This window comes from Amycolatopsis eburnea, from assembly GCF_003937945.1.
Taxonomy (GTDB): Bacteria; Actinomycetota; Actinomycetes; order Mycobacteriales; family Pseudonocardiaceae; genus Amycolatopsis; species Amycolatopsis eburnea.
The window spans coordinates 221,160-235,827 of the sequence record NZ_RSEC01000036.1; the positions used below are offsets into that span (position 1 = coordinate 221,160).

The 14,668-nt window shown below is 72.2% G+C and carries 16 protein-coding genes; 7 read left to right on the top strand and 9 right to left on the bottom strand.

The features are described from left to right. Positions 1-8 precede the first annotated feature (8 nt). From EIY87_RS13550 to EIY87_RS13560, 3 genes are all read right to left on the bottom strand, one after another. Positions 9-215 (bottom strand): cold-shock protein, encoded by a 207-nt coding sequence (locus EIY87_RS13550; protein WP_003085446.1) that lies wholly within the window; start codon positions 213-215, stop codon positions 9-11. A gap of 112 nt (positions 216-327) precedes the next feature. Continuing rightward, the gene (locus tag EIY87_RS13555) at positions 328-951 is read right to left on the bottom strand and encodes an AIM24 family protein (protein ID WP_125308051.1); all 624 of its coding nucleotides are present in this window, start codon (positions 949-951) and stop codon (positions 328-330) included. Then, positions 951-1,628, bottom strand: a complete 678-nt coding sequence (locus EIY87_RS13560; RefSeq protein WP_125308052.1) for a TIGR00266 family protein — start codon at positions 1,626-1,628, stop codon at positions 951-953. Before EIY87_RS13560 ends, EIY87_RS13555 begins: the two co-directional genes overlap by 1 nt. A gap of 73 nt (positions 1,629-1,701) precedes the next feature. Between EIY87_RS13560 and moeA the strand changes: the two genes are divergently transcribed. Next, positions 1,702-2,895, top strand: coding sequence for a molybdopterin molybdotransferase MoeA (moeA, locus tag EIY87_RS13565; RefSeq protein ID WP_125308053.1), 1,194 nt, complete (start codon positions 1,702-1,704; stop codon positions 2,893-2,895). Here the strand turns inward: moeA and EIY87_RS13570 are convergent. Beyond that, entirely contained in the window at positions 2,849-4,102 is a 1,254-nt protein-coding gene (locus tag EIY87_RS13570; RefSeq protein ID WP_125308054.1) for an MFS transporter, read from the bottom strand. The genes moeA and EIY87_RS13570 overlap by 47 nt on opposite strands. Next, positions 4,099-4,659, bottom strand: a complete 561-nt coding sequence (locus EIY87_RS13575) for a helix-turn-helix domain-containing protein (RefSeq protein ID WP_125308055.1) — start codon at positions 4,657-4,659, stop codon at positions 4,099-4,101. The genes EIY87_RS13570 and EIY87_RS13575 overlap by 4 nt, the downstream gene beginning before the upstream one ends. A gap of 72 nt (positions 4,660-4,731) precedes the next feature. Here EIY87_RS13575 and EIY87_RS13580 point away from each other — a divergent pair, with 72 nt between their 5' ends. Continuing rightward, entirely contained in the window at positions 4,732-5,016 is a 285-nt protein-coding gene (locus tag EIY87_RS13580; protein WP_125308056.1) for a GlsB/YeaQ/YmgE family stress response membrane protein, read from the top strand. Positions 5,017-5,055: 39 nt separating this feature from the next. On the opposite strand, the gene EIY87_RS13585 is transcribed toward EIY87_RS13580, so the two are convergent. After that, positions 5,056-5,271, bottom strand: coding sequence for a hypothetical protein (locus EIY87_RS13585; RefSeq protein WP_125308057.1), 216 nt, complete (start codon positions 5,269-5,271; stop codon positions 5,056-5,058). A gap of 258 nt (positions 5,272-5,529) precedes the next feature. Here EIY87_RS13585 and EIY87_RS13590 point away from each other — a divergent pair, with 258 nt between their 5' ends. The 3 genes from EIY87_RS13590 to EIY87_RS13600 all read left to right on the top strand — a co-directional run bounded on the left by EIY87_RS13590 (position 5,530) and on the right by EIY87_RS13600 (position 9,577). Further along, a complete protein-coding gene (locus EIY87_RS13590; protein WP_125308058.1) occupies positions 5,530-6,255 on the top strand; it encodes a phosphatidylserine decarboxylase in 726 nt (241 codons plus the stop codon). A 3-nt stretch (positions 6,256-6,258) separates the two neighbouring features. Further along, entirely contained in the window at positions 6,259-7,209 is a 951-nt protein-coding gene (pssA, locus tag EIY87_RS13595; protein ID WP_125308059.1) for a CDP-diacylglycerol--serine O-phosphatidyltransferase, read from the top strand. A gap of 97 nt (positions 7,210-7,306) precedes the next feature. Beyond that, positions 7,307-9,577, top strand: a complete 2,271-nt coding sequence (locus EIY87_RS13600; RefSeq protein ID WP_125308060.1) for an AAA family ATPase — start codon at positions 7,307-7,309, stop codon at positions 9,575-9,577. Positions 9,578-9,643: 66 nt separating this feature from the next. Here the strand turns inward: EIY87_RS13600 and EIY87_RS13605 are convergent, their stop codons facing one another. Beyond that, the gene (locus EIY87_RS13605; protein ID WP_225439857.1) at positions 9,644-10,270 is read right to left on the bottom strand and encodes a LytR C-terminal domain-containing protein; all 627 of its coding nucleotides are present in this window, start codon (positions 10,268-10,270) and stop codon (positions 9,644-9,646) included. Continuing rightward, complete coding sequence (locus tag EIY87_RS13610) at positions 10,267-10,575, bottom strand: DUF3263 domain-containing protein (protein ID WP_086857646.1); 309 nt, start codon at positions 10,573-10,575, stop codon at positions 10,267-10,269. Before EIY87_RS13610 ends, EIY87_RS13605 begins: the two co-directional genes overlap by 4 nt. Positions 10,576-10,728: 153 nt before the next feature. Here EIY87_RS13610 and EIY87_RS13615 point away from each other — a divergent pair, with 153 nt between their 5' ends. Next, positions 10,729-11,307 carry a peptide deformylase gene (locus tag EIY87_RS13615; protein WP_125308061.1) on the top strand — a complete coding sequence of 193 codons (579 nt, stop codon included), beginning with the start codon at positions 10,729-10,731 and terminating at the stop codon, positions 11,305-11,307. Between the two features lie 63 nt (positions 11,308-11,370). On the opposite strand, the gene EIY87_RS13620 is transcribed toward EIY87_RS13615, so the two are convergent. After that, positions 11,371-13,536 carry a glycoside hydrolase family 15 protein gene (locus EIY87_RS13620; protein WP_125308062.1) on the bottom strand — a complete coding sequence of 722 codons (2,166 nt, stop codon included), beginning with the start codon at positions 13,534-13,536 and terminating at the stop codon, positions 11,371-11,373. 201 nt (positions 13,537-13,737) lie between these two features. Between EIY87_RS13620 and EIY87_RS13625 the strand changes: the two genes are divergently transcribed. Then, complete coding sequence (locus tag EIY87_RS13625) at positions 13,738-14,649, top strand: S1C family serine protease (protein WP_125308063.1); 912 nt, start codon at positions 13,738-13,740, stop codon at positions 14,647-14,649. The last annotated feature ends 19 nt before the right edge of the window (positions 14,650-14,668 follow it).

The window sequence follows — 14,668 nt, forward strand, 5'->3', positions numbered from 1 at the left end:
CGGCTCCGCTACGAAACCTTGCGCACGTCGGCTGCCTGGCTGCGGCCGTCGCGGCCGGACTGCACTTCGAACTCGACGCGATCGCCCTCGTCCAGAGTGCGGAATCCTTCGGACTGGATGGCCGAATAGTGGACGAAGACGTCCGGACCCTCCGTCGATTCGATGAACCCGTAGCCCTTTTCCGAGTTGAACCATTTGACGGTGCCGACAGCCACGGCGCCCTCCCTCAGCACAAAGGATCCGCTGGCCCGAGCGGAGGCCAGCGGCGGAAGTGCCAATCACGCTACCGGAATTATTGTCCGCGGCAATGGGCAATTCGTCCGAAGATCACGTGCCCGAAAGGCGTCTGTTCCGCGCGTGCACGAGCACGGTGCCCGGTCCCGCGAAGTCGACGGCGAGCCCTTCGCCGCTGCGGAGCGACTGCGGGCCGCCCGGGTCGAGCGCCCGCAGGCGGCACTGGACCGTGTCCGGGTAGGCCAGCAGGTAGTCCGGCCGGACCGTGACCAGCTCGCCCTTGCCCAGCTCGAACGCGTCCACCGGGCCGGGCGCGGCCAGCACGAGCGGGCCGGTTCCGCTGTAGTGCTCGAGGAACCCCGAGTCGGCGCCGAAGAGCTGCTGCAACGGCGTCCAGTTCGGGTCGTGGCGGACCGTCGAGGGCCGCACCAGCACCGCGTCGCGGTGCACCGACCAGCCCGTGCCGCCGCCGACGTCCAGCGGGTAGACGTCGCCGGGGCGCAGCGGCGCGAAGTCGATCCAGCCGCCGTCGGACGGCGCGGTGTAGACCACCGTCGTCGCCTTGCTCGCGCGGACGCCGCCGCGGCCGGCCGGGGTTTCGGTGACCCCGAACCGGCTGGCGAGCAACGTCTCGGGCGACGCCTGCACGGCCTCGCCCGGGTCCAGCAGGACGCGGGCGACGCCGAAGCCGGGGGTGTGCCGGGTCTGGACGCGCATCAGCGGGACGGGACGTGGGAGATGATCCAGCTCACCAACGCGGACGGGTTGCGCGTCTGCGTCATGATCTGACCGGGGCCGACGAAGTCGAACACCAGGCCCTCGCCGCTCTTCATGGACTGGATGATGCCCTGCGCGACCTTCCGGATCTGGTACTGCACGGTGTCGGCGTACGCGACGACGTGCCCGGTGTCGATGGTGACCATCTCGCCCTGCTGCAGCGTGATCGTCTCGACCGCGCCGTAGCAGGCGACGAGCAGCTGGCCCTGGCCGGTGGCGTGGGTCAGGAACCCGCCTTCGCCGCCCATCAGGTTCTTCATCCCGCCCCACTTGGTCTCGGTCTGCACGCCGTGCGACGACGCGAGCCAGCAGCCGCGGGTGACGGCCCAGCCGGTGCGGCCGTCGAGGGGGATCACCTGGATGTCGCCGGGCAGGTTGGCGGCGACGTCGACCCAGCCGCCGTTCTGGGGCGCGGTGAAGGTGGAGATGAAGAAGGACTCGCCGCCGAGGAACGCGCGGCCCAGCCCCTTCATGATCCCGCCCTGCGCCTGCGACTGGACCTGCACGCCGTAGCTGGTGGCCATCATCGCGCCGGATTCGACCTGGCACGGCTCACCGGGCGCCAGCATCAGCCGGGCGACGGCGAACGAAGGCTGTTGACGGACCTGAACCTGCATGCTTGCTCCCCATTGGCGTGCTCGTGACGGGGCAGAGTCTTGCACGACCCCGAAAGGCGGGGAGGATGGTCCGGTGATCTCCGTCGACGACTACCGCGACCGCGTCGCCGAGCTGCTCGGCACCGCACCCGCCACCGCACTGCCCCTCGCCGCCGCGGCCGGCCTCGTGCTGGCCGAAGACGTGCGGGCCGGCGTGTCCCTGCCGCCCTTCGACAACTCCGCCATGGACGGCTACGCGGTCCGCGCCGCCGACGTCACCACCGCGCCGGTCACCCTCCCGGTGGCCGACGACATCCCGGCCGGCCGGGTCGACGTCGGCAACCTCGAACCGGGCACCGCGCACCGGATCATGACCGGCGCCCCGCTGCCGCCCGGCGCCGACGCCGTGGTGATGGTCGAGGACACCGACGGCGGCACGGAGACCGTGACGATCTCGGCGCCCGCCCGCGAGGGCGCACACATCCGGCGGACCGGCGAGGACGTCGTCGCCGGCAGCGTCGCCCTGCACGCCGGGACCGTGCTGGGCCACTCCCAACTCGGGCTCGCGGCCGCGGTCGGGCTGGCCGAGGTGCGGGTGCACCGGCCGCTGCGGGTGCTGGTCGCCTCGACCGGCACCGAACTGGTCGACGCGCCAGCCCCGCTGCGCCACGGCCAGATCTACGAGTCCAACAGCGTGATGCTCGCCGCGGCGATCCGCGCGCTCGGCTGCGAGGTCGACGTCGTCCGCAGCGTGGTCGACGACGTCGAGGAGTTCCGCAAGGTCATCGAGCCGAAGCTGGCCAACGCGGACCTGCTGGTGACCTCCGGCGGCGTCAGCGCGGGCGCCTACGAGGTGGTGAAGGACGCGCTGACCGGCCAGGGCGTCGAGTTCGCCAAGATCGCGATGCAGCCGGGCGGGCCGCAGGGCTGCGGGCACTGGCAGGGCGTGCCGGTGGTGACGCTGCCCGGCAACCCGGTCAGCGTGCTGGTGTCCTTCGAGGCGTTCCTGCGCCCGGCGCTGCTGACGGCGATGGGCCACACCGACGTCTCGCGGCGGCGCGTGCGGGCCCGGCTGACCGAAGAGATGTCCTCGCCCGCCGGGCGCCGGCAGTACCGCCGGGGCGTGTTCACGCCGTCCGACCGCGAAGTCACCGGGATCGTCGGGCCGCGCGGCGGGCCGGGCTCGCACCTGCTGGCCGCGTTCACGCAGGCCAACTGCCTGATCGTGCTGCCGGAGGACGTCACGTCGGCAGCGGCCGGGCAAGAGGTGGACGTCCTGCTGCTCTGACCGGGAAGTCCCGCAGCTTCCCGTACGGCGCCAGCAGCGGCAGCGCGACGATCGAAACCCCCGCGGCCACCCAGAGCGTTTCGCGGGTGCCGAGCACCTCGCCCAGCAGGCCGCCCAGGACCCCGGCCAGGGGGATCGACCCGTAGTTGACGATCGACATGCTGGAGTTGACCCGGCTGAACAGCTCGGGCGGGCAGTACTGCTGCCGGAACGTCGTGACCAGCACGTTGCCGGCGACGACACCGACGCAGACGCCGAACTCCGCGAGCACGAACAGCGTCAGGCCCCAGCCGGGACCGCTCAACGGCCCGAGCAGCAGCATCGGGGCCGCGACGATCTCGCACAGCAGCCACGCGCGGGCGGCGCCGAAGCGGGCGGCGAGCCGTCCGGCCAGGGCCGCGCCGAGCACACCACCGGAGGCGGCCGTCGCCAGCACCAGCCCGACCAGGCCGGGCGCGGCGCCGAGCGTGCGGGACAGGAACACGATCTGGATGGCCTGGTAGCCGGCGAGGGCGAGGTTCGAGACGGCGCCGAAGGTCATCAGCGATCGCAGGTAGCGGTCACCGGCGACGAACCGCAGCCCTTCGGCGATCTGGCTGCGCAACGGCGTCCGGACCGGCGGGACGACGGTCTCGCGCACCCGGATCGCCCGCACGCACAGCACGGAGACGCCGAAGCTGACGGCGTCGGCGAGGATGCCGCTGACCGGGCCGAACGCCTGCGCCAGCAGCCCGGCCAGGCCGGGCCCGGCGACCTGCGTCGCGGACTCGCTGCCCTGCAGCTTGGCGTTGGCCTCGAGGAGTTCGCCCGGGGCGACCAGCACCGGGAGGTAGGCCCGGTAGGCGAGGGTGAAGAAGACCTTCGCGATGCCGCCGAGCAGCGCGGCGGCGAGCAGGTAGGGCATGGTCAGCGCGCCGAGGACGGCGACGAGCGGGACGCTGCCGAACACCGCCATCGACACCGTGTTGCAGAGCAGCATGACCGGCCGCTTCGGCAGCCGGTCGACCCAGGCCCCGGCGGGCAGGCCCACCAGCAGCCACGGCAGCCAGGCCACCGCCGTCAGGAGCGCGACCTCGAACGTGCTCGCCTCCAGCGTGACCACCGCGACCAGCGGCAACGCCGTGCTCGCGACCATGCTGCCGAGCATGCTGGTCGTCTCGCCGGTCCAGAGCAGCCGGAAGTCCCTGTTCCCCCAGAGCCCCTTCACGGCTGGCCCAGCGAAGCCCGCGCGGCGAAGAAGACCGGACGGCGCTCGACGCCGTCACCGGGTTCGGTGCGGTTCTCGAACTCGCCGATCATCAGGAAGATCCGCTCGTTCAGCTCGTCGAGCTCCTCGCGCGAGAGCCGCACCCACGTGTCGATGCTGAACGGGCCGCCGCGCCAGTGTTCGGGGTAGGTGTCCCGGTTGGCGATCCATTCGCGGGCGACCGCCGTCTGGTGGTCGAGCACGAGGACTTCGGCGGCTTCGGCGACCGGGTCGCCGGGGAAGTCGGCCGCGGCCCACCGCAGGGTCTTCGCACTGCGCTTCCACCACCGTTCCCGCTGGTCGCGGGCCAGTTCCGGGGCTTCTTCGACCAGCTTCGCCGCGGCCAGCACCTTCATGTGGTGGCTGACGTTGCCAACCGCCTGATCGGTCTTCGCGGCCAGCATCGACGCGGTCGCGGGGCCGTCGAGGTGGAGCAGCTCCAGGAGCCGGCGGCGCAGCTGGTGCGACATGGCCGCCAGCACCTTCGAATCCCGGATCTCCCGGATGTCGTCGCTCATGACGAACAAGAGTAGTTGTACAAGACTTCTTGTGCAATGGCTCTTGTACGTCTGCTCGCGTAAGCTCCCGCCATGGGCTTCGTCGCATGGGTCATCTTCGGCGCGATCGTCGGCTGGGCCGCAAACCTGGTCGTCGGCGGCCGGGCGCGGCGCCGGCAGGGTTGCCTGGTCAGCGTGCTCGTCGGCGTGGTCGGCGCGGCGCTGGGCGGGCTGGTCTACCGGCTCGCGACCGGCCAGCCGAAGACGTTCGACTTCGACTTCCCCAGCTTCGGCGTGGCCGTCCTCGGCGCTGTCGCGCTGCTGGCGATCCTGCGGCTCGTGAGCGCGCTCGGCCGACGTCCGAGTGACCGTTGGTAACTTTTGCCGGACGAATCGTGATCGACAGCCCTTCGGCCGCTAGACTGCTTCGTCACGCGCATTACCCGGTGGCCGGGTGCATGCGCCGTCGGGGGGCGGATGCACCCGGCCCCCTTTTTCCTTCGCTTCGATGACGACGTCGACCGCGTGCACCGGGTCCACCAGCGACGGCAGCGGCACTTCGTCGATCTCCGCGCGCCACGCGCCGAACAGCTCGACGAGGCGGACGTGGGCCGGATCGCGGTGGTCGGTCATCGTCCCCCTCTTCGGGTCGGGCGGGGTGCGTGGCAGCGCCCCGAACGGCATCAACTACCCAGAGTTATCGGTGAAATCGACCTTGCGTTACCGAGGTGTGGTCGCTCCCACCCGTCGCGGTGACCCCCTCGCGGAGGAGCCACCGAGGGGGACGCGGACACGCTCACCTGGGGCAGCGGTAGCGTGGTGGCGCCCGTACGCGGCCGCCGGACCACCGGCGCCGACAGTTCTTCCGACACGAAACCAGGGGACCCGACCATGAGCGGCACCCGGCCGGAGCCCGCCGGCAACCCAGTCGCGCACGCCGTGCAGCTCGCCCGCGAAACGCTGCCCCCGATGCACCCCGCGGGCCGCCCGTTCGTGGCGGGCGGGGCCGTCGCGACGCTGGTCGCCCGCCGGTTCTCCAAGCGCCTCGGTGTCGTCGGCGCGCTCGCGACCGTGGCGATGGCCGCGTTCTTCCGCGAGCCGAAGCGGGTCCCGCCGCCGCGTGACGGCGTCGCGCTCGCGTCGGCCGACGGGCTGGTGTCGCTGATCGAGGAAGCCGTCCCGCCCGCCGAGCTGGGCCTGCCGGCCGAGCCGCGGATGCGCGTGTCGGTGTTCCTCTCGGTGTTCGACGTGCACGTCCAGCGCGTGCCGGCGAACGGCGTGATCGAGCGGGTCGCCTACCGGCCCGGCAAGTTCCTCTCCGCCGACCTGGACAAGGCCAGCGACGACAACGAACGCAACTCCGTGCTGATGCGCACCGAAGACGGCCACGAGCTCGTCGTCGTGCAGATCGCCGGGCTGGTCGCGCGCCGCATCCTCTGCGAGATCCGCGAGGGGGACAAGGTCGGCGCCGCCGCGACCTACGGCATCATCCGCTTCGGCTCGCGGGTCGACCTCTACCTCCCGCCGGGCTCGACGGTGCTGGTCAGCAAGGGCCAGCGCACGATCGGCGGCGAAACCGTGATCGCCGAACTCCCTGCCGCGCCTGCGAAAGGCTGATCGATGGTCCGCGTGACCACCCCGGGCGTCCGGTTGCTGCCGAACGCCATCACGGTGCTGGCGCTGTGCGCGGGCCTCTCGGCCGTGCAGTTCGCGCTGACGAAGAACTACGCGATGGCGATCGCCTCGATCGGCATCGCCGCGGTGCTCGACAGCCTCGACGGCCGGATCGCCCGGCTCTTGGACGCGACGTCGAAGATGGGCGCCGAGCTGGACTCGCTGTCCGACGGCATCTCCTTCGGCGTGGCCCCGGCGCTGGTCATCTACGTCTGGCAGACCGGCGCGGACCGGATCGGCTGGGTGGCGTCGCTGATCTTCGCCGTCTGCATGATCCTGCGCCTCGCGCGGTTCAACACGCTGCTGGACGACACCGAGCAGCCGCCGTACGCGAGCGAGTTCTTCGTCGGCGTCCCGGCGCCCGCGGGCGGCCTGCTCGCGATGCTGCCGCTGGTGGCGTACCTGCAGTGGGGCGAGGGCTGGTGGTCCTCGCAGTACGTCGTGTGGGCGTGGACGGTCGCCATCGCGGCGCTGCTGATCAGCCGCATCCCGACGCTGTCGCTGAAGACGGTCAAGGCCCCGGCCAAGGCGATCGCGCCGCTGCTGATCGGCGTCGCGCTGCTGGCCGCGGCGATCATCCAGTTCCCGCTGGTCGCGCTGATCGTGGCGATGGTCCTGTACCTGGCGCACATCCCGTACTCGGTCTACCGGCACCGCTGGCTGGCCGCGCACCCGGAGGCCTGGACGGTCCCACCGCGCGAACGCCGCGCGATCCGCCGGGCCCGCTCGACCCGCCGGCTCGGCCTGCGTCCCCCGCTGCGCCGCCGCGTCGCGGGCGCGGCGATGCGCGCGGTCCGGCTCCCCCGCACCGGCGAAACGGTCCGCACCCCCCGCAGCCCGTCGGAGAACGGCCAGCGCCGCCGCTCCTGGCGCCAGATCGGCCTGCGCCGCAAGTAGTCCCGAAGATCCGTGAAGGCCTCCTTACCGGCATTTATGACCGGCAAGGAGGCCTTCACGGCTTTCGGGTGGGCCGTGGATCGCTAGGGTGAACGGCGTGAGCCACCCCCAGATCACGCTGACCGTCCGGCACACCCCGTCCGCGCTGGACACCCGTCGCGGTGTCGTGCGGCTGCACCCCGAAGTCCTCGACGCGCTGGGCCTGCGGGCCTGGGACGCCGTGCACCTCACCGGGGCGCGGGTCAGCGCCGCGCTCGCCGCGCCCGCCGACGAGGCCGGGATGCCCGGTGTGCTGCTCACCGACGACGTCACCATGTCGAACCTCGGGGTCACCGAGGGCTCGGAGGTCGTGGTCGCGCCGGCCGAGGTCGCCGCCGCGCGGACCGTGACCGTGGCGGGGTCGCGGCTGGCCAGCGTCTCGGTCAGCCCGCACATGCTGCGGCTCGCCCTCATCGGCAAGGTGCTGACCGTCGGCGACGCCGTTTCGCTGCTGCCGCAGGACCTCGCGCCGACGCCGGGGTCCGACCCGGCCGGGCTGCGCGGGCAGCTGTCCCGGGCGATCGGCGCTACCTGGACCAACGAGCTGCTCACCGTCACCGCGACCGAGCCGGCCGGCACCGTCGCGGTCGGACCGTCCACAGTGGTCGTCTGGCGCGACGGCGCCCGGCCGGCCGCCGAGCCCGCCGCGCCCCGGACGGCGACCGCGCTGGTGCGCACCTCCGCCGTCACCGCCGCCGAGGAGTGGATCGACGCGGAGATCGTCGAAGACGAAGTCGCCGTCGTCGAGGAGACCGCCGAACCGGCCGTCCCGCTCGCGGACCTGATCGGCGCCGAGGCCGCCGCGCGCAAGCTCGGCGAGTGGTTCGACCTGGCGTTCCACCGGCCCGAGCTGCTCGCGCGGCTGGGCGCGCCCGCCCACCTCGGCGTCCTGCTGTCCGGGCCCGAGGGCGTCGGCAAGGCGACGCTCGTGCGGTCGGTCGCGGCCGAAGCGGGCATCCACGTCGTGCCGCTGGCCGCGCCGAACCTGGCCGTGCTGGACCCGAACGTCGCGGTCGCGCGCCTGCGCGAGGCGGTCCGCTCCGCCGACGGCCCCGCCGTGCTGCTGCTCACCGACGTCGACGCGCTGCTGCCCGCGGCCACCCCGCCGCCGGTCGCCACGGTCGTGCTGGAAGAGCTGCGGACAGCGCTGCGGCGCGGGCGGTTCGCCGTCGTCGCGACGACGGCCCGCGCGGAGTCCGCCGACCCGCGGCTGCGCACCGCCGACCTGCTGGACCGCGAGCTCGGCCTGGCGCTGCCGGACGCGAAGACCCGGCGTGAGCTGCTGAACGTGCTGCTCCGCGACGTCCCGCTCGAAACCGGCATCGACTGCGGTGTCCTCGCCGAGAAGACTCCGGGGTTCGTCGCCGCCGACCTGATCGCGCTGCGGCGGGACGCGGCGCTGCGGGCCGCGCTGCGCCAGCGCGACACCGACGAGCCGCGGATCTCGCAGCAGGACCTGCTGGACGCGCTGGCCACCGTCCGCCCGGTGTCGATGTCCACTTCGGACAACCTGGCCACCGGCGGGCTGACCCTGGACGACGTCGGGAACATGGTCGACGTCAAGCAGTCCCTCACCGAGGCCGTGCTGTGGCCGCTGCGGTACCCGGACTCGTTCGCCCGGCTCGGCGTCGAACCGCCGCGCGGGGTGCTGCTCTACGGGCCGCCCGGCGGCGGCAAGACGTTCCTCGTGCGGGCGCTCGCGGGCACCGGCGCGCTGAACGTCTTCGCGGTCAAGGGCGCCGAGCTGATGGACAAGTGGGTCGGCGAGTCCGAGCGCGCGGTGCGGGAGCTGTTCCGCCGGGCCGCCGAGGCCGCGCCGTCGCTGATCTTCCTGGACGAGATCGACGCGCTGGCCCCGCGCCGCGGCCAGTCGTCGGACTCCGGTGTCGCCGACCGCGTGGTCGCGGCGCTGCTCACCGAGCTGGACGGCGTCGAGCCGATGCGCGAGGTCGTCGTGCTGGGCGCGACGAACCGGCCCGAGCTGGTCGACCCGGCGCTGCTGCGGCCGGGCCGGTTGGAGCGCCGCGTCTACGTGCCGCCGCCGGACGCCGAAGCCCGCGCCGCGATCCTCGCGGCCAGCTCGAAGAACACGCCGCTGGCGTCCGATGTGGACCTGACCGAGGTCGCGTCCACTCTGGACGGCTACTCGGCGGCCGACTGCGCCGCGCTGATCCGCGAAGCGGCCCTGACGGCGATGCGCGAGTCCCTGGAGGCCCGGGAAGTCACGGCGGCGCACCTGGACGCGGCCCGCAAGACGGTCCGGCCCAGCCTCGACCCGGCCCAGCTCGCGGCACTCGAGGCATATGCGAAAACCCAGGCCGCGAACTGACCCACTTTGTAACGCAAAGCCGCACTTTCCCCGAGAAAGTGCGGCTTTGCGTTACAAAGTGTGCGGTCAGCTGCCCTTGTGGCCGGACTGGTATTCCTTCGTCACGATCACGATCACGCCGGGGCTCGCGCTCTCGATGCCCGGGAAGCGCGGCTCCGCCTTGATGCCGAACTCCTGGGCGAGCTGCTTGGCCGCGGCTTCCTCGTCGGTGCCCGGGCGGTAGAACGCCGTCGTCGTCGGGATGACGCCCTGCGAGTAGTTGCTGACCTCGTTGACGTTCCAGCCGCTGCCGCGGAAGTCCTCCGCCGCCCGGTCCGCCAGGCCCTTGATCGTCGAGTTGTTGAAGACCCGGACGGTCACCCACTTGTTGGACGCCTGCTGGTCGCCACCCGGCTGCCCCGGCTGGCCCTGCGTGGGCTGCCCGGGCGGCGGCGTGGTCGGCGACGGCGGCGTGGGCGACGTCGGGTTCGCGGACGTCGAGGGCGGGGTGGCCGTCGACGAGGTGGCCGGCGGCGCGGACGTCCCGCCCGAGGTGCCCGGCGAGGTCGACGACGTACCGCTCGGCCCGGCCTCGTTGGCGCCGTCGCCGCTCAGCGCGGTGATCCCGCCGACGACCGCCGCGACGACGGCGACGCCGATCAGCGCGACGCCCGCGGCCTTCATCGGCCGGGACATGCCCGAAAACACACTCATTTCAGCTCGATCCCCAGTCGCCGGGCGCCTCGCTTGCGCTGCCGGGCGGCGCGCGTCTTGCGCAGCCGCTTCACCAGCATCGGGTCGGCCTCGATCGCCTCGGGCTTCTCCAGCAGCTTGTTGAGCAGCTGGTAGTAGCGGGTGGCCGACAACGAGAACCGTTCGCGGATGGCGTTCTCCTTCGCCCCGGCGTGTCGCCACCACTGACGTTCGAAGGCGAGGATCTCGACCTCGCGTTCGGTCAGGCCGGGCACGGGCTTCGGCGGCGACGGCTGCGGCTCAGCCATCGACTCCGCGGCGTCCATCCGAGTCCCTCTCAATCGGGCGTATGGCGATCAGACCTAGCTCTTCCGCGGGCGCCATTCAACCACGGAAGCGGCCGCCGACGTGGGCATCGACCCCGGCGCGTCACGGTCTGATGCAGGTCTACCAGAAGGGTCCGACTAAACTGGCTCGCCGTGACCATCCACCCCATCGTTATCGCCGGCGAACCCGTGCTGCACCAGCCGACTCGGGAGATCACCGAGTTCGACGAGAAGCTGCGCACCCTCGTCGACGACATGTTCGAGACGATGTACGCCGCCGAGGGCGTCGGCCTCGCGGCCAACCAGATCGGCCTCGACCTGCGGGTGTTCGTCTACGACTGCCCGGACGACGAGGGCGTGCGGCACAAGGGCGTCGTCGTCAACCCGAAGCTCGAGACGTCGGAGATCCCGGAGACCATGCCGGACCCGGACGACGACTGGGAGGGCTGCCTTTCGGCGCCCGGCGAGTCCTACCCGACGGGCCGCGCGAAGTGGGCGAAGGTGACCGGCTCCGACGTCGAGGGCAACCCGATCGAGGTCGAGGGCACCGGGTACTTCGCGCGCTGCCTGCAGCACGAGACCGACCACCTGGACGGGTACATCTACCTCGACCGCCTGGTCGGCCGCCACGCGCGCGCGGCGAAGAAGATGCTGAAGCACAACAAGTGGGGCGTCCCGGGCAACTCCTGGCTCCCGCCGAAAACCCCCGAGGACGACGGCGCCGTCATCTGACCCGAAGTCCGTGAAGGCCTCCTTACCGGTCATAAAAGCCGGTAAGGAGGCCTTCACGGCTTTTCAGCAGCCGAGGTAGTGGCAGCGGACCGCCCGAGGCGTTTCCAGGACCGAGCCCGCCTGCACGTCCCAGGCCAGGCGGACGTACTGGGCGTGCGTCCAGGCCAGCGGCGTCGCCGAGTTGTTCGGCGTGCCCGGCGGGAAGCCGGTCTGCCCCGACGGCGGGTTCTCGTCCCACACCTGCTCCGGCATGGTCTCCGCCGAGCTGCTCACCCGGCCGAGGTCACGCAGCCGCCGCGCGGCCGACGCCGGGTCGCCCAGCGTCAGCTCGTACTCGCCGCGTTCGCCGGCGAGCAGCGGCCACAGCCTGCCGAACGTCGTGCGGCTCTCGGCCGGGAACGTGTAGTCCCACGGCGACCCGTCGGCCTGCTCGCCGTAGCCGTCCTTCGTGTACCGGTGCCAGAACTGCCCGGTCGGCGTGGTGAACGCGATGTCGGCGTCGGTGACGCGCACGCTGTTGCGGATCACCGGGTCGTCGGCCCGGTAGATGCCGAGCCGGACCAGGTCGAGGAAGCCCGCGTCGGTGACCGCGCGCTGGTCCATCGTGACGCTCGAGTTGCCGAGGTTGTACTTCGTCCCGTTGTTGGCGTTGGCGTCCTTCGTGAGGCGGACGAAGTACGGGTCCTTCGACAGCGGCCCGTTCGTGGTGATCGTCTGCTTCGGCAGGTCGGCCTTGAACTTGTCCGCCGCGGCGAGGTAGCGGGCGGCGTCGGCCGGCGCGCCGTTGTGCGAAGCCAGGTCCGCGGCGCAGACCAGCCCGGCGATCACCGAGGCGATGGTCGACGGGGACCAGCCGTCCTGCTCCTCCCACCGCTCCTGCTGGGTGTACGGCGCCGGCTGCCCGTTCGGGCCGACGTACCCGATGATGAAGTCGGCGGCCTTCCGGACGCCGGGCCACAGGTCGTTGCGGCCGAGCTGCTGGGCCAGCACGATCGGGAACGCGGTCTCGTCGAGCTGGATCGACGTCCAGTACGGCACGCCGTCGACGCGGCTGTTCTGCGGCATGTGCCCGTCGGCCTGCTGCTGCGTACCGAACATGTAGGACACCGCGCGGTTCGCGGCCCCGGTGTCGCCGCCGGCGGCCAGCCCGGTCGCGATCTGGTAGAGGTCACGCGGCCAGACCAGGTGGTAGGTGCCGGACGGCGACCACTCCGGGTCGTTGTTCCCGAACCGCCACGGCATGCTCGGCGACGCGATGAAGGCGCCCGGGTGGTGCTTGTCCTCGCTCGCGGCGAGGGTCAGCATCGACGCCTTGTAAAGGTCGCGCTCGGCGTCGGTCTTCAGCGACGACGGCGGCTTGCTCACCCCGCGGAGGTACTGCTGCCAGCCGCGGTCGTACGCGCGCGTGATGTCGCGGACGCCGCGTCGCTGCGACGCCTGCGCGCTGCCGAGCGCGTCGGCGGCCATCGCGCCCATGCCGAGCGCGAGGGTGACGTGCCGGTTCCGGACGCCGTCGGCCGCGGTTTGCCCGGTCAGCAGGACGTTGCCCTTGTTCGCGGTGTCGTAGGTGCTCAGCTTGAAGGTCTTGGTGAGCTGCGTGTTCCCGTCGGACGCGCCCGCGTAGCCGACGCTCGTCTTCGTGAACGCGGGCTTCGCGGTGAGCGCGGCCGCGGTCGTGGCGTCCTGCGCGGTGAGCGCGTCGCCCTGGCGCGCGGCCGAGTCGTCGGAGCCGTCGTTGGTCAGGTCCGGGTCGGCGACCGCGTAGAGCTGGTACGGCCGCCCGGTGAGCGACTGGAAGTCCACGTCCACCAGCACGGTCGTCGCGGCCGGGTCGGTGACGTAGGTCTTGCGCAGCCGCCAGCGGTGCTGGTCGTCGGTGATGGTCTGCTCGTAGGTCAGGCTGTCGTCGTCGGTGCGCCGGACCTGCTGGGACTTCGCGGTGTGGTCGAGGGTCGCGAAGCCGCGGCCGTCGGTGACGACGAAGTTCAGCGACCGGACGCTCGGCGTCGACAGGTCCGGGTAGTAGACCTCGGACAGCTGCCCGCCCTGGAGGGTGAACCAGACGTTGGACGACCGGTCGTGGGCGGTCCCGAAGCCGGTCTTGTTCGCGGGCAGCCAGCTGGGATGGGCGCCCGGGGCGCCGGGAGCCGCTCCCTGGGCCACCGCGGTCGCCGGGATCAGGCCGGTGACCAGCAGCCCGGCGAGGGCGCCGAACATGAGTTTTCGCATATCAACCCCACAGAAGATCGCTTCTGCACCGTTACAGAAGCGACTTGGGAGTCTGCCGCCGATCCTTCACCGGCGCATGGTCCGATCCGGTGAACCACTGACCGTCACTGGTCCGGTGAACCGGTTCACGGACAGCGAACGGACTTCGAGCCCTTCCCGGCGCACACTTGTATTACCTGCAACGGTGTAATCGAGGTGCGCATGGACGAAGCGATGGACGCCTACTCGCGCGCGGTCAGCACGGTCGCGAAGACCGTCGCCCCGCACGTCGCCGGGGTCCAGCTCGCGCGCGGCAGCGGGTCGGCCGTCGTCTTCGCCGACGACGGGCACCTGCTCACCAACGCCCACGTCGTCGCCGACCACCGGCACGGCGTCGCGACCTTCGCCGACGGCAGCGAGGTGGACTTCGACGTCGTCGGCGCCGATCCGCTGTCGGACCTCGCCGTGCTGCGGGCGCGTGGCGAGACGCCGTCGGCCGCTGTCCTGGGCGACGCCGACCGGCTCGTCGTCGGGCAGCTCGTCGTGGCCATCGGGAGCCCGCTCGGGTTCTCCGGCACCGTCACCGCCGGCGTCGTCAGCGCGCTCGGCCGGGCGCTTCCCGTGCGCCACGGCCGGGCCGGGCGGGTGATCGAGGACGTCATCCAGACCGACGCCGCCCTCAACCCCGGCAACTCCGGCGGCGCGCTCGCCGACTCCGCCGGCCGGGTCGTCGGCGTCAACACCGCCGTCGCCGGCGTCGGGCTCGGGCTCGCGGTGCCGATCAACGCGACCACCCGCCGGATCATCGACACGCTCGTCGTCGAAGGCCGGGTCCGGCGCGCGTACCTCGGCGTCGTCGGGGTGCCCGCGCCACTGCCGGACGACGTCGCCGAGCGCACCGGGCAGCAGGCCGGGCTGCGGGTGCGCGAAGTCGTCTCCGGCGGGCCCGCCGACCGGGCCGGGCTGCGCGCCGGCGACCTCGTGCTGACCGTCGGGCGCACCCGCGTCTCGGACGCCCAGGGCATCCAGCGCCAGCTGTTCGCGGAAGTGATCGGCACCGCACTGCCGATCACCGTGCTGCGCAACGGAGCCATGGTCGACGTCTACGCCACTCCGGCCGAGTTGGCCGGGTGACTTGAGTATCGCGCTCCGG